The following is a 23,201-nucleotide window of genomic DNA, read 5'->3' on the forward strand; positions in this document are numbered from 1 at the left end:
GGCGGGCGACCCCGGGCGGTCCGGGTCGGGCGGACGCCTGCCCGGCGTGTCGCGGTCCGGGCGGGGAAATCCCGCTGGGCGTGATACCGCGGAGTTATGAATATGCCGCTGAGTCATCACGCTCCCGCAAGAGCGCGACCGGTGGCGGCCGGTCACCACCACCCGGTGCCGCCGCCCGAATCAGCGCCCGGAACAGCGCGACCCGTGGCGGCCGGTCACCACCACCCGGTGCCCCGCCGGTCAGCTCCCGGCCCAACGCGGCGAACCGTTCGCCCGGCAGGCCGGCGACGGGCCCCCTGCGCAGGGGGCCCGATGCGGGGCGGGAATCAGGGCAGGGTCCACTTCTGGTTGGCGGCCGCCGTGCAGGTCCACAGGTGCACCGCGGTGCCGTCGGCGGAGTTGTTGCCGGAGACGTCCAGGCACTTGCCCGACTGTGGATTGCGCACAGTGCCGTCCGCCTGCGCGGACCAGTTCTGCGCACCCGTGCCGTTGCACGTCCACAACTGGATCTTCGTACCGTCCGCCGAACCACCACCGGAGACGTCCAGACACTTACCCAACGCCCGGACCGTCGAGTTCGGCGTCACCGTCCACGTCTGCGCCGCGGTGCCGTTGCAGGTGTAGATCTGGATCTGCGTACCGTCGGCGGTGGCGCTGTTCCGCACGTCCAGGCACTTGCCGGCCAGCCCCCGGATCGGCCCGGTGCCGGTGCCGCCGCCGCTGGACTTCACCAGGGTGAAGTCGTCCACGTCGAAGAGCCCCGAGCCCGAGCCGGTGAAGGTCAGGTAGAGGTTCTGGGCGCCGGCCGGGACGCCGGAGAGGTTCGTGGTGACGTCGGCGAAGGTGGTCCAGCTGCCGGTGTTCGGCACAGCGACCGAGCCGAGCACCGTGCCGGTGGTGGAGCCGGTGCGCACCTGGATGGTGCCGCCCGGGCCGCCGGAGACGATCCGCGCCCGGAACGAGGTCACCCCGGTCAGGTCGACGCCGTTGTACGCGGCCCAGTCGCCCGGGTCGATGTAGCCGAGCGTCTGGCCGCCGTTCGCCCCGGCCTTGCTGAACGGGGTGACCCCGCTGGCCGAGCTGAACGCCTCCGCCTGGACGGTGGTGTTGCCGGTCGGCGGCGGGGTGGTGCCCAGTTCCTTGATCCGGATGTTGCGGAACGAGGCGTCGTCGCCGGTGCCGTGGTTCTGGAGGCCGATGTGGCCGGCGAGCGAGCGGGCCGGGTCGGTGTTGGTGAAGTCGTTGATCTTCACGCCGTTGAGGAAGACCTGGAGCCGCTCGCTCTCGACGAGCAGTTCGTAGGTGTTCCACTCCCCGGGCGGGTTCAATGCGGCGTCCCGGGCGGCGATGTCGGCGGACTTGAAGGTGTAGACCGCGCCGGTGGTCCGGTCGGCCGCGTCGGTGGCGTCGATCTGGATCTCGTAGCCGTTGTTCACCGCCGACCAGGGGTCGCTCGATGGTGGGAAGCCGATGAAGACGCCGGAGTTGTCGTCGCCGGCGAGCCGCCAGTCCAGCTTGAGGGAGTAGTTGGTGAACTGCTTCGCGCTGTACCAGTACAGACCCATCCCACCGACGGAGGTGAGGGTGGCGTCGGTGTTGCTGAAGCTGCCCGGCCCGGCCTGGGACCAGCCGCCGGTCGAGCCGTTGTAGAGCGTGGTGTAGCCGGTCTCGGGCCGGCAGTCGGCCTTGGTGCGACCGGCCGCGTATCGGATGCCGCCGAGCAGGTGGGCGCGGAACGCCGGCTCCGCGTACGACGCCTGGGTGTGCCCGCCGCCGGTGTAGAAGGCTCGGCCGCCGCTGTAGGTCTTGCACCAGGCGTGCGGGTGGTCGGCGCCCATCGAGCCGCCCGAGTAGGACGACTCGTCCAGGGTGGCCAGCACCCGGGCGGTGGAGCGGGCGTTGGTCTGGTAGTTGTACCACTCGTCGGTGCGGGTCCAGGTCTGCGGCAGGTGCGCGGTGGCCGCGTGCGCCCGGTTCTCCGCCTTGACGTTGGCCTGCTGGATGTGCGGGTGCGAGGCGAAGTACGCCCCGACCAGGTTGCCGTAGAAGGACCAGCCGTACTCGGTGTCGGCGGCGGCGTGCACGCCGACGTACCCGCCGCCGGCGCCGATGTACGACTCGAAGGCGGTCTGCTGGCTGGCGTTGAGCACGTCGCCAGTGGTGTTGAGGAAGACCACCGCCTCGAACCGGGCGAGGTTGGCGGTGGTGAACTGGGCGGCGTCCTCGGTGGCGGTGACGGTGAAGTTGTTCGCCGCGCCGAGGTCGCGGATGGCCTGGGTGCCGACCGCGATGGAGTCGTGCCGGAACCCGGCGGTCTTCGAGAAGACCAGCACGTCGTACGGGGCGTCGGCGGCGCTGGCCGGGGTGGCCGGGGTGGTGCAGGCGAGGACGGCGAGGACGGCGGTGGCCGCGCCGAGGACGGGTCGGAGGAGTCTGCGCATGTCGCTCTCCCAATTCCGGTCAGGAGGGGCCACCGGTACCGACGGTACGCCGGGGCGGGCGGCCCCTCCGGTCAACTCAGGGCAGGGTCCACTTCTGGTTGGCGGCCGCCGTGCAGGTCCACAGGTGCACCGCGGTGCCGTCGGCGGAGTTGTTGCCGGAGACGTCCAGGCACTTGCCCGACTGTGGATTGCGCACAGTGCCGTCCGCCTGCGCGGACCAGTTCTGCGCACCCGTGCCGTTGCACGTCCACAACTGGATCTTCGTACCGTCCGCCGAACCACCACCGGAGACGTCCAGACACTTACCCAACGCCCGGACCGTCGAGTTCGGCGCCACCGTCCACGTCTGCGCCGCGGTGCCGTTGCAGGTGTAGATCTGGATCTGCGTACCGTCGGCGGTGGCCGCGTTGCGCACGTCCAGGCACTTGCCGGCCAGCCCTCGGATGGGGCCGGTGCCGCCGCTGCCGGTGCCGGTGTTCAGGGTGAAGGCGTCCACGTCGTAGAGCGCCCCGGTGCCCGAGCCGGCGAAGGTCAGGTAGAGCGTCGTGGTGCCGGCCGGCGCACCGGCCACCGTTCCGGTCACCGTGGTGAAGGTGTCCCACGCGCCGGTCACCGGCACCGTGGCCGAGCCGAGCACGGTGCCGGTGGCCGAGCCGGCCCGGATCTGCAGCGTGCCGCCCGCGCCGGCCGAGGAGACCCGGGCGGTGAACGAGGTGACGTTGCCGAGCTGGTACGGCTGGAAGGCGATCCAGTCGCCGTTGTTGATGTCACCGACGGTCTTGCCGCCCTCGGCGGTGGCCTTGTCGAAGGTGTTGATCCCCGACAAGGTCTTGAAGTGCTCGGCCTGCCGGTGCCGGGGCTGGAGGGTGTGCTGGGTGTGCGTGGTCAGCCCGCCCGCGTCGGTGTACTCGGCGTCGAAGATGGCGAAGATGTTCGCCGCCTCGTCGTGCTCGCCGTCAACCGGGATGGTGATCGCGCCGGAGCAGCCGGTCTGCGAGGTGATCTGGTGTCCGTGCTGGTCGTGGCCGAGCACGTAGGTCATCTTGACCTTGGTGCAGTCGATCGTGCCGTCCTCCGGGTCGGTCACGGTGATGCTGAACGGCACCGTGTCGCCGTAGGAGAAGAGCCGGCCGTTGCCGGGGCTGTTGATGGTCACCGTGGGCGCGGTGTTGCCGACGTTGATCACCACGCTGGCGCTGCCGGTGGCACCCTGCGGGTCGCGCACGGTCAGCGTGGCGGTGTACGTCCCGTTGGCCGTGTACGTCTTCGTCGGGTTGGCCGCCGTGGAGCTGGTGCCGTCGCCGAAGGCCCAGGCGTAGGTCAGCGCGCCGCCCTCCGGGTCGGACGAGCCGGCCGAGGAGAAGGTCACCGCCAGCGGGGCGGGGCCCGAGGTCCGGTTCGCGCTGGCCGCCGCCGTCGGCGCCCGGTTGCCGCCGCCGATGTGGTCGAACCGGTAGAGCGCGGAGTTGGCGTCGCCGTTGAAGTAGCCGGTGCCGTAGTCGAGCACGTAGTACGCGCCGTCCGGCCCGAAGGCCGAGTCCATCACCTGCTTGCCGGTCCAGGGGAAGGTGTCGATGGTGCCCGGCGAGCCGTCGGCGTTGACGTGGATCGGCTTGATCCAGCCACGGCCGAACTCGGTGGCGAAGAACTGCCCGTCGAACGACTGCGGGAACTTCGTGGTCGAGGTCGACGCGGCGTTGTACCGGTAGACCGGCCCGCCCATCGGCGACTCGGAGCCGCCGCCGAACTCGGGCGGGGTGCCGGCGTCGCCGCCGTACCGGATCCAGGACGGCTTGGCCGCGGGCAGGGTGGGCAGCCCGGTGTTGCGGAACGAGTTGTTGGTCGGCCCGCCGGTGCAGTTGAACTTGGGGCCGGCGGCATTGGTGGCGAAGTTCCACTCGTTGTAGGTCTCGCTGCTGGTGTTCGTCCCGGTGCAGTACGGCCAGCCGTAGTTGCCCGGGCCGGTGACCCGGTTGAACTCGACCTGGCCGGCGGGGCCGCGGGTGGCGCTGGTGGAGCCGGCGTCCGGCCCGTAGTCGCCGACGTAGACGATGCCGGTGGCTTTGTCCACGCTGATCCGGAACGGGTTGCGGAAGCCCATCGCGTAGATCTCCGGCCGGGTCCGCGCGTCGGAGTCGACGAACATGTTGTCGGCCGGGATCGAGTACGTCCCGTTCGCGTTCACCTTGATCCGCAGGATCTTGCCGCGCAGGTCGTTGGTGTTCGCCGCGCTGCGCTGCGCGTCGTAGCCGGGGTTGCGGTTGGTGCGCTCGTCGATCGGCGCGTACCCGGCGGAGTCGAACGGGTTGGTGTCGTCGCCGGTGGACAGGTAGAGGTTGCCGGCGGCGTCGAAGTCGATGTCCCCGCCGACGTGGCAGCAGAGCCCCCGGTCGGCCGGCACGTCCAGCACGTCGACCTTGCTGGCCTGGTTGAGCGTGAAGTCCGCGTTGAGGGTGAACCGGGAGAGCCGGTTCACGCCCTGCCAGGCGGAGAAGTCGCTGCCGGTGGCCGGGGCGTCCCCGGCGGGGGTGGACAGCGGCGGCGCGTAGTAGAGGAAGACGTGCCGGTTGCTGGCGAAGTTCGGGTCGACCCCGACGCCCTGCAGGCCCTCCTCGTCGTGGGTGTAGACCGGGATCGTGCCGATCATCGAGGTGGTGCCGCCCGAGTCGGTGCGGCGCAGGGTGCCGTTGCGGGCGGTGTGCAGCACCGAGCGGTCCGGCAGCACGGCCAGCGACATCGGCTCGCCCATCTCGGCCACGCCGCGGGCGAGTTCGACCTGCTGGAAGTCGGTGCCGTTGATCGGGTGGGCCTGCGCGGGAGCCGGGCCGCCGAGCGCGGCCGGGCCGGCGCCGAGCGTGACCGTGCCGGCCGCGGCGACCAGGAGCAGTGCCGAGCCGGCGGAGAACCATCGTCGGGGTCGGTGTTTGGAGCCGTCCGTGGTGGACATCGTTGAGCTGTCCCTTCCTGACGAGTGACTGCCAGGGCGGGGCGCGCGCCGTCGCGCCGGATGCCGTAGCGGGGGATGCGGCGGCCCGCCGGGTGCCGATTCCGGCCGGCCGTGACCACCGGTCGGTGGGGCCACGTCTCGGAGGTCACCAGTCGATGGGTTACCGCGCCGCCGGTTCACCTCGACGAAACAGGTTCGTGTTGGGCACGACATTAAATCGTGGGCATCGATGTGTCCACACCTTCTGCGGATCCAGAATGGACTTTCGTCGATCCGTGCGAAAGTTGACTCGCGGGGCTCAGAGCCGGCGGTTCACCGCCTGGCCGGCCAGGCCCTCGAGCGCGGCCCGCGTTTCGCCGTCCAGCGGGGCGCTCGCCAGCGCGGTCAGCGCGGCGTCGGCCCGGACCCGGATCATCTGCTCGATCCGCTCGCGGGCGCCGGTGCTCTCGATGATCCCGCGCAGCTCGGCCGCGCCGTCGGCGTCCAGCGCCGGATTGCCGAACAGCTCCCGCAGCCGGGCCGTCTGCGCCCGGTCGGCGGCACTGCGGGCCAGCGCCATCATCACCGTGGGCTTGCCCTCCCGCAGGTCGTCCAGGACCGACTTGCCGGTGACCGCCGGATCGCCGAAGACCCCGAGCACGTCGTCGCGGAGCTGGAACGCGTCCCCGAGCGGGTCGCCGAACTCGGCCAGCGCGGCGAGCAGTTCCGGCCCGGCGCCGGCCAGCGCCGCGCCGATCTGCAACGGCCGGGTGACCGTGTAGCGGGCCGCCTTCATCCGGATCACCGTCAGCGCGCTGGCCACCGACCCGTCGCCCACCCCGGAGACCAGGTCGAGGTACTCCCCCGCGATCACCTCGGTGCGCATCAGCGCGAAGACCGCGTACCCCCGGTGCACCTGCTCGGTGCTCAGCCCGCACTCGTGGAACATCTGGTCCGACCAGGCGGCGCAGAGGTCCCCGCAGAGCAGCGCCGTGTTGCGGCCGTACGCCTCCGGGTCGCCCCGCCAGGACGAGCGGGCGTGCAGGTCGGCGAAGAGTCGGTGCACCGACGGCTCGCCGCGGCGCCGGTCACTGCCGTCCAGGATGTCGTCGTGGATCAGCGCGAAGGCGTGGAAGAGCTCCAGCGCCGCGGCGGCGATCACGATCGGGGTGCCGTCCGCGCCGCCGGCGCCGCGCCAGCCCCAGTAGCAGAAGAGCGGGCGCAGCCGCTTCCCGCCGGCCAGCACGAACCGGTGCAGCGCGGTGAAGACGCCGCGGGGCGCGCCGTCCGGCCACTCCGGGCCCTGCCGTTCGAGGAACGCGGCCAACTCGGCGTCGAACCGGGCGCGCAGCCCGCTCGTGTCGGTCGGTGCCACGGTCACCGTCACGGCGCATCCCCCTCCGGCTCGCCCGCCGGCCGCGCCGGCGACAGCCCGGCCAGCTCCAGCAGCAGCGCCTTGACCTCGGTGGCGGCGATCCGGTCCCGGGCCGCCGCCGGGTCGGAGCAGAGCAGCACGGGGGCGTCCGCCGGGTCGGCCGGCAGCCGCCCGTGGGAGCCGCGCACCGCCCGGGCACCGGCGTCCAACCCGACCACGCTCATCAGGTAGCGCAGGCCGAGCTTCTTGCGGGCCAGCGCCACCGCGGCGCGCCGCTTCGCCGCGGCCGGCGCGGCCGGGTCGAAGAAGAGCTCGGCAGGGTCGTAACCCGGCTTCCGGTGGATCTCCACCAGCCGGGCGAAGTCCGGCGCCCGGTCGTCGTCGAGCCAGTAGTAGTACGTGAACCAGGCGTCCGGCTCGGCCACCAGCACCAGCTCGCCGGCGCGCGGGTGGTCCAGCCCGTGCGCCGCCTTGCCGTCGGCGTCGAGCACCTCGGCCACCCCGGGCAGCCCGGCGCAGAGCTTCGCCACCGCCGGCACGTCGGCCGGGTCCCGGACGTAGACGTGCGCGACCTGGTGGTCGGCGACCGCGAACGCCCGCGAGGTCCATGGGTCGAGGTACTCCATCCCGGCCTGGGTGTGCACCCGGAGCAGCCCCTCGGCGCGCAGCAGCCGGTTGACGTCGACCGGGCGGGAGACGTCGGTGATGCCGTACTCGGAGAGCACCACCACGGTCGCGTCCCGGGCCGCGGCGGCGTCCAGCAGCGGCCCGAGCACCGCGTCCAGTTCGGCCGCCGCGGCGGCGGCCCGGGGCGACGAGGCGCCGAAGCGTTGCAGGTCGTAGTCGAGGTGCGGGACGTACACCAGGGTGAGGTCCGGGGCCTGGTCGGCGAGGATCTGCTCGGCCGCCCGGCAGATCCACCGCGACGAGGCCAGCCCGGCGCCCGGGCCCCAGTAGGTGAAGAGCGGGAAGGTGCCAAGCCGTTCGGTCAGGACGTCGTGCAGCTCCGGCGGGTCGGTGTAGCAGTCCGGGTCCTTGCGCCCGTCGGCGTGGTAGACCGGGCGGGGGGTGACCGTCCAGTCCACGTCCGCGCCCATCGCGTACCACCAGCAGACGTTGGCCACCGTGTAGCCAGGCTCGGCCCGGCGGGCCGCCTGCCAGAGCTTCTCGCCGCCGACCAGGGCGTTGTGCTGCCGCCAGAGGAGCACCTCACCGAGATCCCGGAAGTACCAGCCGTTGCCGACGATGCCGTGCTCGGCGGGGAGCGCCCCGGTGAGGAAGGTCGACTGCACCGAGCAGGTCACCGCGGGCAGCACCGTGCCGAGTTCGGCGCGGAACCCGGCGTCGGCGACCGCGCGCAGCCGTGGCATGTGCGCCAGCAGCCGCGGGGTCAGCCCGACCACGTCCAGCACCACCAGTCGCCTGCTCATGCCGGCACCTCGCTTCGCTCGGCGCCGCCATGAGGCACCCCGACACTGTGTCGATGATTCGCTCGCTGACGCTCGCTCATGCCGGCACCTCGCTCTTCAACGGGGCGAGGCCGAGCGCGGCCAGTTCGTCGCGGGCGAAGGCCAGCTCGGCGGCGATGCCGGCGGCCAGCTCCGCGTCGGTGCGCGGCCGCCGCGCCTCCGGCAGCACCCCCCAGGTGTACGTCTCGACGTCCAGGTGGTCGCAGCCGGCCTCCGGCCCGGCGTAGAGCGCGGCCAACGCTGCCCGCAGCACCGGCAGGGTCGAGCCCAACGGCTCCTCGGGCGGGGCGTGCAGCGGCACGTGGTAGTGCACCCGCCAGGCCCCGGGCAGCCGGGCGTCCAGGGCGGCGTCCAGGTCGTCCGCGGCGTGGGCCGGGTGGGCCGGGTCGGCCGCGCCCGCGCAGCCGGCGGCACGGGTCTGGTGCAGGAAGCGCGGCTCCACCCAGCGGCGCAGCGCGGGCGTCGCGGCGTCCGGCGCCTCGATGGCGGCGGACACCTGCACCTTCACCACCGGCAGGCCGGCGGCCCGGAGCCGGGCCAGCGCCTCGGCCGGCTCCTCCCAGGCACAGGCGAGGTGTGCCAGGTCGAGGCAGACGCCGAGCCGGTCGGTGTCCATACCGGACAGTAACCCGGCCGCCTGCCCGGTGCTCTCCACCAGACAGCCGGGTTCCGGCTCGAAGCCGACCCGGATCGGCCGGCCGGTGTTCCGCTCGACGGCGGCGAGACCGGCCGCGAGCTGGTCGAGCCGGCGGCGGGCGGCGTCCGCCCGGGTGGCGTCCCAGGGCTGCCGCCAGGCCAGCGGCAGGGTGGAGATCGAGCCCCGGGCCGCGTCGTCGGGCAGCAGGTCGGCCAGCACCCGGGCCAGGTCGAGGGTGTACCCGAGCCGCCGCCCGGTGGTCCAGTCCGGGTGGTAGACGTCGCCCTTGACCACCGGGGCCTGGAAGGCCGCGTACGGGAAGCCGTTGAGGGTGACCACCTCCAGCCCGCGGGCGGTCAGTTCGGCGCGCAGCCGGCGGCGGGCCGCGGGGTCGGCGGCCAGTTCGGCGGCGACCGGGGCGGCCAGCCACAACCCGAGGCCGAGCAGGTCGGTGCCGAGCGCCTCCCGGACGGGCAGGGCGTAGCGGTCCAGTTGGGCGAGGACGCCGGCGAGTTCCTCGGCGGGATGCACGTTGGTGCAGTAGCCGAGGTGGACGGTGGTGCCGCCGGCGTGCCGCAGCCGCATCAGCTGCCCCCGCGCAGGATCGAGTTGCCGGCGTACGTGCCGGTGGGCGGGTCGACGTCGGCGAGGTCGAGGTCGGTCAGGTCGAGCCGACCGGACTGGCCGTAGAACTCCACCGGGTTGCGCCACAGCACCCGGTCGACGTCGTCGGCGCTGAACCCGGCGAGCAGCATCGCCTCGCCGGTGGCCCGGGTGAGCAACGGGTCGGAGCGGCCCCAGTCGGCCGCCGAGTTGACCAGCATCCGCTCCGTCCCGTACGACCGCAGCAGCTCCACCATCCGGGGCGGGGACATCTTGGTGTCCGGGTAGATGGAGAAGCCGAGCCAGCAGCCGGTGTCCCGGACCAGCTTCACGGTCACCTCGTTGAGGTGGTCGAGCACCACCCGGCCCGGCTCGATGCCGCTCTCGGCGACCACCGCGAGGCTCCGCTCGACGCCCCGGGCCTTGTCCCGGTGCGGGGTGTGCACCAGCGCCGGCAGGTCGTGCGCGACGGCGAGGGCGAGCTGGGCGGCGAACGCGTCGTCCTCCTCCGGGGTCATCGAGTCGTAGCCGATCTCGCCGACCGCCACCACGCCGTCCTTCTCCAGATAGCGCGGCAGCAGGTCGAGCACCGGGCGGCAGCGCGGGTCGTTGGCCTCCTTGGGGTTGAGCGCCATCGTGGCGTGGTGCCGGACGCCGAACTGGCCGGCCCGGAACGGCTCCCAGCCGATCAGCGAATCGAAGTAGTCGGCGAACGAGTCGGCGCTGGTGCGGGGCTGGCCCAGCCAGAACGCCGGCTCCACCACCGCGCGTACCCCGGCCGCGGCCATCCGTTCGTAGTCGTCGGTGGTGCGTGAGGTCATGTGGATGTGCGGGTCGAAGATGCGCATCACGCCTCCCTGGCGGTGGGTCGGCCGGAGCCGGCGGTGAGCCGGTCGAGCAGGTCGGTGGCGTCGGCCGGCATGCTCCGGCCGGCGGCGTGCCGCTCGGCGGCCAGGGCGGCCAGCATCGCGGCCAGCTCGGCGTCGGCGCGGCCGTCAAGGTCGGCCACGACGGCCAGCGGCACGCCGGTGAAGACGCACTTGAGCACCGCCTGCCGCCACGTCGCCGGGTCCAGGTGCCGGGCGTACGGGCCGAGGGCGGCGGCGACCAGTCGGGTGTCGTTGGTGCGGATCGCGTCGTGCAGCAGCGGCACCCCGGCCGTGCCGATCGGCAGCAGCGGCAGCGCCTTCAGTACGGCCCGCTTCTCGGCCGCGTCGCCGTGCCGGTAGAGAGCGTCGGCGTGCTCGGCGTGGTGGGCCTGCAGGGTGGTCAGCAACAGCACCCGGGCCGCCTCGTCGGCGGTCCAGCCGGGCAGGTCGGCCAGCTCGTGGCGGCCGCAACGCCGGCCGGCGGCCGGGAACCAGCGGCCGATGCTGTCCGGCTCGGCGGCCACCCGGCGCAGGGCCTCGGCCAGCCAGTCGGGATCGGGCACCTCGCGCAGTGCAGCCCGCAGTCGATCCGGTGTCATCCTGCCTCCCCTCGGCGCCGCTCCGGTGGAGCCTGCGCGGTCTCGCCGTGGCTGCCCGCAGGGCCCGGCGGCAGCGCCGCCAACCGCCGGCGCGCCGGCCCGGTGACACCCTCCGGACCCCCTTTGCTCTGCACCTACATACGCACCGGGGCCTTCCAGGCCGGCGTCGCGTCGGTGGATGCAGAGCAGAGGGCACCGGTGGATGCCTGGGCGGCGGCGCGCAGGAAGTCGATCGAGCGGGCCGCGACGGCGGGTGCGGCGTGCGAGTGCCGGGGCAGCTCGACGGCGACCAGGCCGGGGTAGCCGGCGTCGGCGAGGGCGCGCAGCACCGGCGGGAAGTCGATCTCGCCGGTGCCGAACTCGAGATGCTCGTGCACGCCCCGGCGCATGTCGTCGATCTGCACGTTGACCAGGTGCTCGGCCACGTCGAGGACGCACTGCGGCACCGAGCGGGGCTCCAGGCAGCGGCAGTGTCCGATGTCGAGGGTGAGGCCGAAGACGCCCGGCCCGCCGAGCGCGTCGCGCAGCCGGCGCCAGCCGGCGATGTCCTCGACCAGCATGCCCGGCTCGGGCTCGAAGCCGAGCGGCACCCCGGCCGCGTCGGCGGCGTCGACCACCACCGCGCAGCCGGCGACCAGCCGGTCCCAGGCGGCGGCCGGGGCGACCGGTTCGGGGCGTACGCCGGCCCAGAACGAGACCGCCTCGGCGCCCAGGTCGGCGCCGATCCGGACGGCCCGGCGCAGGAACTCCACCCGCCGGGTCGGGTCGTCGTGCAGCAGCGTCGGCGCGTGCTTGTGCCAGGGGTCGAGCAGGTACCGCGCCCCGGTCTCGATCACCACGGCGAGGCCGAGCTCCGTCAGCCGGCGGCCGACGGCGGCCACCCGCCGGGTCAGCCCGGGCGCGAACGGGTCGAGGTGGTCGTGGTCCAGGGTGAGCGCGACGCCGGTGTAGCCGAGGTCGGCGATCACCGCGAGCGCGTCGTCGAGCGGGTGGTTGGCGAACCCGTTGGTGCCGTAGCCGAACCGCAGGTCGGTGGCGCGCGGCGGGGCCGCGGGGGCGGGATCGGGGCGGGCGGTCATGTCGGGGAGACCTTCCGGGCCAGCCGGCGGCCCAGCGGCGCGGCCGCCGCCACCGCCAGCCCGAGCAGCCCGGCGCCGGAACGCGCGGCGAGCGCGCCCTGCAACGCGGGCAGCCCGGTGATCCCGGCGCCCACCGCGGCGCGCACCCGGCCGGCCGAGGGATCGGCGACCACCCGCGCCTGTGCCCGGCCGTAGCGGGCGGCGTACCAGCCGGCGAGCACGGCCGGCAGGGCCGCCGCGACCCGGGCGCGCCGGGTCGGGGCGGCGCTTCCCTGACTGTCCCCCTCGGGGCGGCCACGGGCCGGGCCGACCCCGGCGGCGGCCGCGACCAGGGCGGTGCCGGCCAGCGTCCGCAGCGGCAGCCGGGTGTCGGCGCCGCTGACCTCGCGGCGGGACAGCGCGGTGACCGTCCAGGTGTGCGCGGCCACGGTGACCGCCGCCGGCACCGCCCGGCGCAGCCGCCCGCCGGTCGCGCCGAGCAGCACGTCCAGCCCGCGGCAGGCGGCCATCACGGCCGGCCCGGCGGCGGTGTTCTTGGCCGCCAGGTCGTACCCCCAGACGGTGGCGGCGAGCGGCAGCGCGACAGCGGCGGCGCGCCGGCCGCCGGCGGCGGTGGCCAGCGCGAGCCCGGCGGCGGTGAGGCCGGCGGCGAGGCCGAACGCGGCGGACGGGCTGACCCGGCCGCTGGGGATCGGCCGCTCCGGTCGCTCGACCGCGTCCAGCCGCCGGTCGGCCCAGTCGTTGGCGGCCATGCCGGCCCAGTAGAGCAGCACCGAGGCGCCGGCCAGGGCCGGGGTGCGCCGGCCCAGCGTGCCGGCCGCCGCGGCCCCGGCGAGCACGTCCCCGGGGACCGAGAGCGCGGCCGGCGCGCGGACCAGCTCCGCCAGGTCAGCCGGGCTGGGCATCGCTGCCTCCGGCGTGCAGCCGGCGGGTGAACTCCCGCAGCCGGTTCCACTGCTCGGCCAGCGCGTGGGTGGGCGCGGCGAGCGGATCCTTGAAGAAGAAGGCCAGGTCGGCCAGCGGCCCGCGGTGCCCGGCCGCGTGCGCGGCGGCGGTGAGCCGGGCCAGGTCGAGCACCAGCGGCGCGGCCAGCGCGGAGTCACAGCCGTGCCAGGTGAACTCCAGCCGCATCCCGGTGCCCAGGAAACCGGAGAAGGTGACCAGGTCCCACGCGGTCTTGAAGTCGCCGAGGTCCTCGACGTACTCGATCCGGGTGCCGCCCTGCGGCTCGTAGCCGAGGGTCTCCCCGAGCACCCGCTGCTTGCTCTCCACCTTGGCGGCGTTGGCGGCCGGGTCGGCCAGCGTGGCGCCGTCGCCGCCGCCGAGCAGGTTCACCCCGGACCAGGAGCGCACCGCGAGGTGCCGCATCGCGAACATCGGGGCGAGTACCGACTTGACCAGGGTCTCCCCAGTCTTGCCGTCGTGCCCGGCGTACGGCAGGCCGCGCTCGTCGGCCAGCGCGCGCAGCGCCGGCAGCCGCAGCCCGGTGGACGGGGTGAAGTCGACGTACGGGCAGCCCGCCGTCACCGCCGCGTACGCGTAGAGCGAGCTGGGCGGCAGCACCTCGTCGGGGCCGGCCAGCGCGGCCCGCAGCGCGGCCGGGTCGGCGTGCGCCGGGTGCGGCCGGGCGACCGGTTCGGTGGCCGAGACGTTGACCACCACCACCCGGTCCAGCTCGTGCCGCCGGCGGAAGTCGTCGAGGTCACGGACGGTGGCGGCGGCCCGGTCGGCCTGACTGCCGCCGGCCGGGGCGGGACGCAGGTCCCGCTCGACCCCGGCCAGCTCGTCGGCGAGGGCGGCGACCAGCCGCCCGGGCAGCACCCCGGCGGCGGCCAGCGCCTCGGCCCGCTTGGCCAGCGGGGTGGCGACCACGTCGTGACCGCCGAAGACCAGGTCGGCGAAGGACGGCAGGGCGGGGCCCCGCAGCTCGGCCAGCTCGGTGACGCAGCCGGTGGGGCCGGCCAGGCCGGCCCGCAGGGCGAGCGCCCCCACGATGCTGGTGGTCGCGACCGAGCCGCGCGCCCCCACCAGCCAGACACCTGTACGCATGGTGCTCCTTCCCGGGTCAGGAGGAACTGGCCGTAAATCGAATTATATAGATATTTCTGGTAATTCGGAAGATCGAATTTCGGCGGAGCGGATGGCCCCGTCCGGCCGTCCACCTCGGGTGGAGCTGACCGGCCGGCGTCGAAGTCGGCGGCAACGGCGCCGGACCGGTTCCCGGTGCGGGCCGGACGGACGGGGCTGGTAGGCAGGGTCGGTCGGCGTCTCGACCCTGCCTCCCCCGCATCCGGCCGGTCGGAGCGACGGCGCGCTCCGGCCGGACGTCTCAGCCGGCGCGGCCCGCCGGGACGGTCGATGCCCGGGGTGCCGACCGCCAGCGGTGGCGGGAACGGTCGACGGGGGTGGCAGAAGCGGGTGGGAATGCCATCTGGTCCTCCGGATCGCCGGGTTGGTGGCGGTCCTCCGGTGCGGCCGGGGAATCCCGGTCCGGCCGCACCGGACGACCGTCCTGCTCGTGCGCCACCGGGCCGTACGGCCCGGCTGCACGTCCTCCGGGAACGACCTCGTCCCCGCCGCGGGGCGCAAACCGCGGCCGGGCCCTCGCCGGTCGGTCCCAAAGGTGGCTCAGGCGGCCACCGGGGCCAGCGCCGGCTCCACCTCGGTCCACGAGGAGCCGAGCTCCGCCGACCGGGTCACCGCGTCCAGCACCAGCTGGACCTGCAACGCGTCGGCGAAGGAGGGAGCCGGGTCGACGCCGGTGGCGATCGCCTCGATGAAGTCCCGCATCTGGTGGGTGAACGAGTGCTCGTAGCCGATGATGTGGCCGGGCGGCCACCACGCCGACATGTACGGGTGCTCGCCCTCGGTCACCAGGATGCGGGTGAAGCCCTGCTCGGCGGTGGGTCGCGTCGCGTCGTAGAACTCCAGCTCGTTGAGGCGTTCCAGGTCGAAGACCACGGTCCCGAGCGAACCGTTGATCTCCACCCGGAGCGCGTTCTTGCGGCCGGTGGCGAACCGGCTCGCCTCGTACGTGGCCAGCGCGCCGCCGTCGAGCCGGGCCACGAAGACCGCCGCGTCGTCGACGGTGACCGGGCCGGTGGCCGGGGTGTGCCCGTCGACGGAGCCGTGCCCGTCGACCGGGCCCGCGCCGTCCACGGTGGCCGCGAGCCCGCTCGACCCGGCGGGCAGTGGCCGCTCCTTGACGAAGGTCTCGGTGACCGCGCTGACGCCGGTGATCCGCTGCCCGGTGACGAACTGGGTCAGGTCGATGATGTGCGCGCCGATGTCGCCGAGCGCGCCGGAGCCCGCCCTGTCCTTCTGCAGCCGCCAGACCAGCGGGAACTGCGGGTCCACGATCCAGTCCTGCAGGTACGTCGCCCGGACGTGCCGGATCACCCCGAGCCGTCCGTCGGCGATCAGCTGCCGCATCATGGTGACCGCGGGCACCCGGCGGTAGTTGAACCCGCACATCGACCGCACCCCGGCGGCCTGGGCGGTGGCCGCCGCGGCGGCCATCTCCCGGGCCTCGGAGACCGTGTTGGCCAGTGGCTTCTCGCACAGCACGTGCTTGCCGGCGGCCAGCGCGGCGAGCGCGATCTCGGCATGGCTGTCGCCCGGCGTGCAGACGTCCACCACGTCGATGTCGTCCCGGCTGACCAGGTCACGCCAGTCCGTAGTGTACGCCGCCCAGCCGAGCCGGTCGGCGGCGTCGGCCACCTTCCCGGTGTCCCGGCCGCAGATCAGCGCCATCCGGGCCCGCGCCGGCAGGTCGTACACCCGGTTCACGGTGCGCCACGCCTGCGAGTGCGCGGCGCCCATGAACGCGTAGCCGACCATGCCGACCCGCAGTTGCTTGTCTGTCGTGGACAAGGTGGGTCTCCCCCCGTGTGTCAGAACCCGAGCTTGAGGTAGTTGCTCGCGTTCTCCTTGGTGATCGTCTCGGAGGCGAGGATGATTTCCTTCGGCACCTGGAGCTCGACCAGGTCGGACATGCCCCGGCCCTGGCCGATCAGCCGGGCCAGCGAGATGGCCGAGGATGCCATCGACGGGCTGTAGGTGACCGTCGCCTTCAACACGGTGTTGTCCGCCTGGATGTCCTCCATCGCCTTCTTCGAGCCGGCGCCGCCGACCATGAAGAACTCCTTGCGGTTGGCCTGGTTGATCGCGGCCAGCACACCGATGCCCTGGTCGTCGTCGTGGTTCCAGAGCGCGTCGATCTTCGGCAGCGCCTGGAGCAGCTGCGACGCCTCCCGCTGCCCCGAGTCGGCGGTGAACTCCGCCGCCCGGCGGTTGGCGATCCGGAAGCCGGCCGCGGTCAGGGTGTCGGCGAAGCCCTTCGACCGCTCCTGGGTCAGCTCCAGCGAGTCGATGCCGGCGATCTCGGCGATCACCGGGTTGCTGACGCCCTTCGCCTTGAACTGCGCGATCATGTAGGTGGCGGCGGCCACCCCCATGCCGTAGTTGTCGCCCTTGATCTGCAGCCGGTAGGCCCGCGCGTCCGGGAACGCCCGGTCCAGGTTGACCACCGGGATGCCGGCGGTCATCGCCTCCAGGCCGAAGGCGTTGAGTTCCTTGCCGTCGTGCGGCAGCAGCACGATCACGTCCGGCTTCTGCGAGATCAGGGTGGACAGCGCCGCCCGCTGGGCCGCCGCGTCCGCGCCGGCCTCGACCGTCTTGAACTCCACGTCGGAGTACGTCCCGGCCTGCGCCTTGGCGTTGTTGGTGATGGCGGCGATCCAGCCGTGGTCCGCGGCCGGCGCGGAGAAGCCGATCGTCACCCGCTTGCCGGGCTCGCTGTTGCCGCCCGGCGCGCCGGCCGCCTTGGTCTGCGCCTCGGTCGGCTGCTCCTCGTTGCTGGTGCACCCGGCGAGAAGTACGCCGGCGCCCACGGCAGCCCCGCCGAAGAGCAGTCGGCGGCGCGACAGGTCGCGACTGTGCTGGGTCATGACGACCTCCTGTGTTCGCGGTGGTGGAGGGAACGGGGTTCGCGTGCAGGGAAAAAGGGTGTGCGGGGCCCGGCCACCGGCTCTCCGGTGGTCCGGATGGTGCGTAGCTCGGGTGCGGAGGTGGGTCAGGTGGTGGTGGCCCGGTTGCGGCCCAGGAACTGGGTGAGGCTGCGGAACTTGACCTGCTGGACCAGGACGGCCGCGACGATGATGCCGCCCTTGACCATGTTCTGGGCCTCGGTGGAGAGGCCGTTGATGGCGAAGAGGTTGGTGATGGTGGCGAAGATGACCACCCCGAGCAGGGAACCGATGATGGTGCCCCGCCCGCCGCTGAGCAGCGTGCCGCCGATGATCGCGGCGGCGATCGCGTCCAGTTCGTAGAGGTTCGCCATCGCCGCCTGGGCGGAGTTGGCCTGGGCGGTGAGCATGATGGCGGCGATCCCGCAGCAGAGCCCGGAGAGCGCGTAGAGCAGCACGGTGTGCCGCTTGACGTTGATGCCGGCGAGCCGGGCCGCCTCCGGGTTGCCGCCGACGGCGACCGTGCGCCGGCCGAAGGTGGTGCGGTTGAGCAGCACCCAGCCGGCGGCGACCACCGCGGCGAGGATGTAGACCAGCAGCGGGATGCCGAGCAGGCTGTTGCTGGCCAGACCGTTGATGAAGGTGTTGTCGGAGACCTGGGTCTGCTTGTCGGAGATCTCGGCGGCCAGGCCGCGGGCGGCCACCAGCATCGCCAGCGTGGCGATGAACGGCACCAGCCGGCCGTACGAGATGAGCAGCCCGTTGACCAGGCCTACCGCGAGCCCGACGGTGAGCGCGCTGAAGATCATGCCGCCGGCGCCGTAGCTCTGGGTGGCGACCGTGGTGCACCAGACCCCGGCGAGCGCGACGATCGCGCCGACCGAGAGGTCGATGCCACCGCCGATGATCACGAAGGTCATCCCGACGGTGACCACGCCGACCACCGAGGCCAGCTTGAGGATGCTCAGGACGTTGTCCCACACCCAGTCCGGATTGGAGTAGAGATCGGAGCGGGTCAACGCGCCGATCACGATCAGCGCGGCCAGCACGGCGATCAGGCCGAGGTTGCGGCGGGCGCCCTCGCCGCCGTCGCCGCGCCACCAGGAGAGCCGGCCGGTGGTCGCCTTCTCGGCGGCCGCCGCGGTCTCCGCCGGGTCCACCGGCGGTGACTGTGCCGGCAGCTGCGCCGCCCGCTCCGGCGCCGCCGCGGTGGGAGTGGGAGTCACATCGCTCATGCCGGTGCGCCTTCCATCAGGGACCCCGCCATGACGAGGTCGAGCACGGTGTTCTCGTCGAGTTCGCCGGCCGGGGCCTCGCGGACGACCCGCCCCTCCCGCATCACCAGCACCCGGTCGGCCAGACCGAGCACCTCGGGCACCTCGCTGGAGACCAGCAGCACCCCGACGCCGCGGGCCGCGAGGCCCCGGATGACCTGGTACAGCTCCGACCGGGCGCCCACGTCCACGCCCCGGGTCGGCTCGTCGAGCAACAGCAGCTTGGTGTCGCCGAGCAGCCAGCGCCCGACCACCACCTTCTGCTGGTTGCCGCCGGAGAGGGTGCGCACCGGCCGGCGGACGTCCCGGGGCCGCAGCTCCAGGCTCGCCGCGATCCGGTCCGCCTCGGCCCGCTCCGCCCCGACGTCGGTGAAGCCGAACCGGGCGTACCGGCCGAAGGTGGCCAGCGTGACGTTGCGGTAGATCGGCTCGCCGAGCAGCAGGGCCTGGCTCTTGCGCTCCTCCGGGGCCATGCCCATGCCGGCCCGTACCGCCGCGCCCACGCTGCCCGGACGCAGCGCCCGGCCGGCCATGGTGACCGTGCCGGCCTCGGCCCGACGGGCGCCGTAGATGGTCTCCAGCAGCTCGGAACGGCCCGAGCCGACCAGCCCGGCGATGCCCACGATCTCCCCGGCCCGGACGCTGAGCGAGACGTCGGCGAACTCCCCCGCCCGGGTCAGGCCCTCGACCCGCAGCAGCTCCTCGCCGCCGGCGTCGGCGTCGGGGCGGTCCGGGAAGACGTACTCGATGGTGCGGCCGGTCATCCGGCTGACCAGGTCGCGGGTCGGGGTGTCCCGGGCCGGCAGGTTCGCCGCCGTGGTCCGGCCGTCCTTGAGCACGGTGACCCGGTCGCCGATCTCGCGGATCTCCTCCAGCCGGTGCGAGATGTAGATGACCGCGATGCCCTGGGCGGTCAGCTCGCGGATGATCCGGAAGAGGTTGCCCACCTCGTCGTGCGCCAGCACCGCGCTCGGCTCGTCCATGATGATCAGTCGTGCCTCGTGCGAGAGCGCACGGGCCATGCTGACCACCTGCTTGCCGGCGGCCGGCAGGGCGCGGACCATCCGCCCGGGCGGGATCTCGGCGTGGCCGAGCCGGCCGAGGATCTGCCGGGTCCGCCGGGCCATGTGCCCGCGGCGGACGAAGCCGAACCGGCGCGGCTCGTGGCCGAGGAAGGTGTTCTCCGCGACCGAGAGGTCCTCGACCAGGTCGAGTTCCTGGTAGATGGTGGCGATGCCGGCGCGCATGGCGGACTGTGGGTTGGCGAAGGTTACCGGCTCGCCGCGCCACTCGACCTGCCCCGAGTCGGGCCGGTGTACCCCGGCGAGCACCTTGATCAGGGTGGACTTGCCGGCGCCGTTCTGCCCGAGCAGGCAGTGCACCTCGCCGGCGCGCACCTCCAGCTGCACCCCGTCCAGGGCCCGTACGCCCGGGAAGGTCTTGACCACGTCGGTGAGGCGCAGCACCACCTCGCCCGCGACGGCGTCGGCGGGCGCCTCGACCAGCGGAGCATCTGTCACCACGGCCTCCTCGGGTTGCTCGCTCTGCTCGCTCATGACGCCTCGCCGAAGGCCACGTCGCTGGCGAGCACGGCGGCGCCGGCGACGCCGGCGCGCGGCCCCAGCTCGGACAGGACGACCGGGAGGTTGCCGGTGGCCAGCGGCAGCGACCGGCGGTAGACCACGCTGCGGATCTCGGCCAGCAGGATGTGACCGAGCTGGGCGAGGCCGCCACCGATCACGATCATCGACGGGTTGGTGAAGCTGACCAGCCCGGCCAGCACCCCGCCGACCCGCCGCCCGCCGTCGCGGATCAACTGGATGCAGGTGACGTCCCCCTCGACGGCGCCCTCGGCGACGTCCAGCGCGGTCACCTCACCCCGGGCGGCCAGCCGCTCGGCCAGCGCGGGCGAGGCGCCGCTGCGCGCGGCGGCGGTCGCGTCCTTGGCCAGTGCGGCGCCGCTGAACAGCGCCTCCAGGCAGCCGACGTTGCCGCAGGAGCACATCGGACCGTGCGAGTCGACCTGGATGTGGCCGATGTCGCCGGCGCAGCCGTCGGTGCCCCGGTAGACCTCGCCGCTGAGGTAGATGCCGCAGCCGATGCCGGTGCCGATCTTGACGAAGAGGAAGTCGTCCACCGAATGCGCCACCCCGCCGTGCCGTTCCCCGATCGCCATGATGTTCACGTCGTTGTCGACCACCGCCGGGCAGCCGTGCTCGCGGGTGAGCAGCTCGCGCACCGGGAAGCGGTCCCAGCCGGGCATGATCGGTGGCGAGACCGGCACGCCGTCGCGGAAGCTGACCGGCCCGGGCACGCCGATGCCGACCGCGTCGAGGCGTTCGTAGGCGCCGTCCACCTTGGCCTTGTGCAGCAGCTCGTTGACCCGCTGCAGGATCAGCTTCGGGCCGGAGCGGATGTCGGCCGGTTCGGCGTACGCGGCGACCGGCTCCAGCCGGCCGTTGACCACCTCGACGTCGATCGAGCTGGCGCCCAGGTCGACCGCGGCGAACCGCAGGTGCGGGCTGAGTTCCACCAGAGTGGACCGGCGGCCGCCCCGGGAGGCGGCCAGCCCCGCCTCGGCGACGTAGCCGAGGCCGACCAGGCGTTCCAGCTCGGCGAGCAGGCGGGGACGGGGCATCTGCAACCGGTCGGCCAGCTCGGCCCGGGACACCGCCCCCTCGTCGCGGAGCAACCGCAACAGCCGTACGTGCAGGGGGTCGACGGTCCGCACCGGGCTCACCTCTTCAGGGGCTCGTCCACGTCGGCGCAACGCCGAGGTGTTGTGTCCGACACAGTAGGAGCGTTCCGTGCCACGTGTCCAGAGCTTCGGCCAATCTGACTCCAACTTTTGTCCGTCCGAACAAAAGCTAATAGTGGATCAAGAAAAGAAGCGCCGATTGGCGAGGACATCCGCGCAGCTCCGACCTGCCGGTCAACCTCCGGAAGCGGGAACGCCGCGACGGGCCGACATCCGGGCGCGGCCGGAGACATGCGGAGACGAGGTTGATGCCTCAGAGCCATTTTGATGACTCTGAGGCATCAACCTGTCGGGGCAGGGAGTCGATCCGGGGCGACAGGTGCGCCCGGGGGTCAGCGGCGGCCGGCGTTGCGCTTCTTGCGGAGCTTGCGGTCATCGCGCAGCTCGACGTACGGCTCCTCGTCGGCCGAGTGCCCGGCCGAGATCGCGCGGCTGCGCTCCAGTTCGGCGTCGAACTCGGCGCCGAGCAGGATCGCGATGTTGCTGAGCCAGAGCCAGACCAGGAAGATGATCACGCCGGCCAGCGCCCCGTACGTCTTGTTGTACGAGCCGAAGTTGCTCACGTAGAGCGCGAACAGGCCGGAGACCACCAGCCAGATCACCACGGCCAGCACCCCGCCGGGGCTGACCCAGCGGAACCCGCCGTGCCGGGCGTTCGGCGAGGCCCAGTAGAGGATGGCGAACATCAGGCTCACCAGGATCAGCAGCACCGGCCACTTGGCGATGTTCCAGACCGTCACCACCGTGGAGCCGACCCCGATCGCCCCGCCGACCGTCTCGGCCAGGCCACCGGTGAAGACCACGATCACCGCGCTGACCAGCAGCATCACCCCGATCACCGCGGTGACGCCGATCCGGATCGGCAGCGTCTTCCAGATCGGCCGCCCCTCCGGCACGTCGTAGATGGTGTTCGAGGCGCGCATGAACGCGGCGATGTAGCCGGAGGCGGACCAGAACGCGGCCAACAGACCGACGATCGCGGCCACGCTGGCCAGCCCGCCGCTCTGTTGGGCCTGGCCGATCGCGGTGTCGATGATCTCCCGGATGTTCTCCTGCGGCACCGCGTCGTTGACGGTGTCCTTGACCCCCTGGGTGGCCCGCGGCCCGAGCAGACCGAGGATGGAAATCAGCACCAACATGCCGGGGAAGATGGAGAGCACGCCGTAGTAGGTCAGCGCCGCCGCCCAGTCGGTCAGGTTGTCGTCCTGAAACTCCCGGACCGTGCGGCGCAGCGCCGCCTTCCATCCGGTGCCCGGCAGCTGGGCGGGGCTCTCCGGCCCCTCGTCCGGCCCGACCGGCCCGGCACGGTCCCGCCCCTCGCGGGCGGAAGATTCGTCGGCGGCCATCGCCCCTCCCTCGTCGTCGGCGTCATCCCCCGACATGCCCCGAGGCAGGGGCCGGTTAACCACCTGGCGGTGGCGCAACCTGCTCATCCGCCGGGACGCCGGCGCCGGCGTCCCGGCGGCACCACCAGGCAGGCCACCACCTGTCAGCGAGTGCCGGCTTCAGGCACGCGCGCGGGCGATGAGTTGCCCGCGTTCCGATTGCGGAAACCGGTCGAGCCTGGCGCGGACCTCGTCGGCGTCGACGTTGGCGCCGAAGAGGTCGGTGCCCGGTTCGAGACTGACGCCTGCCGCGAGGGGGCCGGCGACGACCGGATCGAAGCCGAGCGCGTCGACCAGCGCGGCGACCGTGTCGAGGTCGGCGGGGTCGTCACCGGCGATCGCGAGGGCCTTACGGCCGGCTTCGCCCGCGGGACGGGCCTCGTCCTCGAGGTCGTGGTAGCCCATGTGGTTGAACGCCTTGACCACCCGGGACCCCGACAGGAAGGCCTGGACGGTCGCGCTGGACGAGGTGCGCGGGTCGGTGAGGTCGTCGCGGATGCCGTCGACCTCCCACCAGTAGTTCATGGCGTCGACGACCAGCTTGCCGCGCAGCGCGTCCGCCGGGATGGTGCGGTACTTGCCGAGCGGAAGGGCGAGGATGACGAGGTCCGCGCGGGCCGCGGCCTCGGCGGCGGTGACGGCGACCGCTCCGGGCGTGAGTACGTCGACGGTGAGGGCGATCTTCACAGGGTCGCCGGAGCCCGCGATGAGCACCTGGTAACCGGCGGCCAGGGCGAGCCGGGCGAGCACGGTGCCCACCTTGCCGGCGCCGAGGATGCCGAGGGTCGGTGGGCCCTGCTGGGCGACGTCGTTCATGTC

17 protein-coding genes are annotated in these 23,201 nt (G+C 73.2%); all 17 read right to left on the reverse strand.

The genetic code is table 11. The annotated features are described in order from the left end of the window. Positions 1–326 precede the first annotated feature (326 nt). A complete protein-coding gene (locus ACVCAH_RS29525) occupies positions 327–2,441 on the reverse strand; it encodes a ThuA domain-containing protein (protein WP_447139505.1) in 2,115 nt (704 codons plus the stop codon). A 76-nt stretch (positions 2,442–2,517) separates the two neighbouring features. Beyond that, positions 2,518–5,388 (reverse strand): PQQ-dependent sugar dehydrogenase, encoded by a 2,871-nt coding sequence (locus tag ACVCAH_RS29530; protein WP_447139506.1) that lies wholly within the window; start codon positions 5,386–5,388, stop codon positions 2,518–2,520. A 298-nt stretch (positions 5,389–5,686) separates the two neighbouring features. Further along, the gene (locus ACVCAH_RS29535) at positions 5,687–6,754 is read right to left on the reverse strand and encodes a polyprenyl synthetase family protein (RefSeq protein WP_447139507.1); all 1,068 of its coding nucleotides are present in this window, start codon (positions 6,752–6,754) and stop codon (positions 5,687–5,689) included. After that, complete coding sequence (locus ACVCAH_RS29540) at positions 6,751–8,172, reverse strand: alkaline phosphatase family protein (protein ID WP_447139508.1); 1,422 nt, start codon at positions 8,170–8,172, stop codon at positions 6,751–6,753. The genes ACVCAH_RS29535 and ACVCAH_RS29540 overlap by 4 nt, the downstream gene beginning before the upstream one ends. Before the next feature lie 76 nt (positions 8,173–8,248). After that, positions 8,249–9,433: a metabolite traffic protein EboE gene (eboE, locus tag ACVCAH_RS29545; protein WP_447139509.1), complete on the reverse strand. Its 1,185-nt coding sequence runs from the start codon at positions 9,431–9,433 to the stop codon at positions 8,249–8,251. Further along, positions 9,433–10,299 carry a TatD family hydrolase gene (locus tag ACVCAH_RS29550; protein ID WP_447139510.1) on the reverse strand — a complete coding sequence of 289 codons (867 nt, stop codon included), beginning with the start codon at positions 10,297–10,299 and terminating at the stop codon, positions 9,433–9,435. Before ACVCAH_RS29550 ends, eboE begins: the two co-directional genes overlap by 1 nt. Further along, complete coding sequence (locus ACVCAH_RS29555) at positions 10,299–10,919, reverse strand: EboA domain-containing protein (protein WP_447139511.1); 621 nt, start codon at positions 10,917–10,919, stop codon at positions 10,299–10,301. Before ACVCAH_RS29555 ends, ACVCAH_RS29550 begins: the two co-directional genes overlap by 1 nt. A 134-nt stretch (positions 10,920–11,053) precedes the next feature. Then, entirely contained in the window at positions 11,054–11,998 is a 945-nt protein-coding gene (locus tag ACVCAH_RS29560; protein WP_447139512.1) for a sugar phosphate isomerase/epimerase family protein, read from the reverse strand. Continuing rightward, positions 11,995–12,903, reverse strand: coding sequence for an SCO3242 family prenyltransferase (locus tag ACVCAH_RS29565; RefSeq protein ID WP_447139513.1), 909 nt, complete (start codon positions 12,901–12,903; stop codon positions 11,995–11,997). The genes ACVCAH_RS29560 and ACVCAH_RS29565 overlap by 4 nt, the downstream gene beginning before the upstream one ends. Then, positions 12,887–14,047 (reverse strand): inositol-3-phosphate synthase, encoded by a 1,161-nt coding sequence (locus ACVCAH_RS29570; protein ID WP_447139514.1) that lies wholly within the window; start codon positions 14,045–14,047, stop codon positions 12,887–12,889. The genes ACVCAH_RS29565 and ACVCAH_RS29570 overlap by 17 nt, the downstream gene beginning before the upstream one ends. Before the next feature lie 579 nt (positions 14,048–14,626). Beyond that, complete coding sequence (locus tag ACVCAH_RS29575) at positions 14,627–15,838, reverse strand: Gfo/Idh/MocA family protein (RefSeq protein ID WP_447139543.1); 1,212 nt, start codon at positions 15,836–15,838, stop codon at positions 14,627–14,629. Positions 15,839–15,891: 53 nt separating this feature from the next. Further along, complete coding sequence (locus tag ACVCAH_RS29580) at positions 15,892–16,947, reverse strand: substrate-binding domain-containing protein (protein WP_447139515.1); 1,056 nt, start codon at positions 16,945–16,947, stop codon at positions 15,892–15,894. A gap of 125 nt (positions 16,948–17,072) precedes the next feature. Further along, a complete protein-coding gene (locus ACVCAH_RS29585) occupies positions 17,073–18,200 on the reverse strand; it encodes an ABC transporter permease (protein WP_447139516.1) in 1,128 nt (375 codons plus the stop codon). Continuing rightward, entirely contained in the window at positions 18,197–19,795 is a 1,599-nt protein-coding gene (locus tag ACVCAH_RS29590) for a sugar ABC transporter ATP-binding protein (RefSeq protein WP_447139517.1), read from the reverse strand. The genes ACVCAH_RS29585 and ACVCAH_RS29590 overlap by 4 nt, the downstream gene beginning before the upstream one ends. Continuing rightward, the gene (locus ACVCAH_RS29595; RefSeq protein WP_447139518.1) at positions 19,792–20,970 is read right to left on the reverse strand and encodes an ROK family protein; all 1,179 of its coding nucleotides are present in this window, start codon (positions 20,968–20,970) and stop codon (positions 19,792–19,794) included. Before ACVCAH_RS29595 ends, ACVCAH_RS29590 begins: the two co-directional genes overlap by 4 nt. 359 nt (positions 20,971–21,329) lie before the next feature. Next, on the reverse strand, positions 21,330–22,343 hold the full coding sequence (locus tag ACVCAH_RS29600; protein WP_447139519.1) for a YihY/virulence factor BrkB family protein: 1,014 nt from the start codon (positions 22,341–22,343) through the stop codon (positions 21,330–21,332). A gap of 159 nt (positions 22,344–22,502) precedes the next feature. After that, positions 22,503–23,198: an NADPH-dependent F420 reductase gene (locus ACVCAH_RS29605; protein ID WP_447139520.1), complete on the reverse strand. Its 696-nt coding sequence runs from the start codon at positions 23,196–23,198 to the stop codon at positions 22,503–22,505. Positions 23,199–23,201 lie beyond the last annotated feature (3 nt).

It is taken from the genome of Micromonospora sp. LZ34 (genome assembly GCF_052981855.1).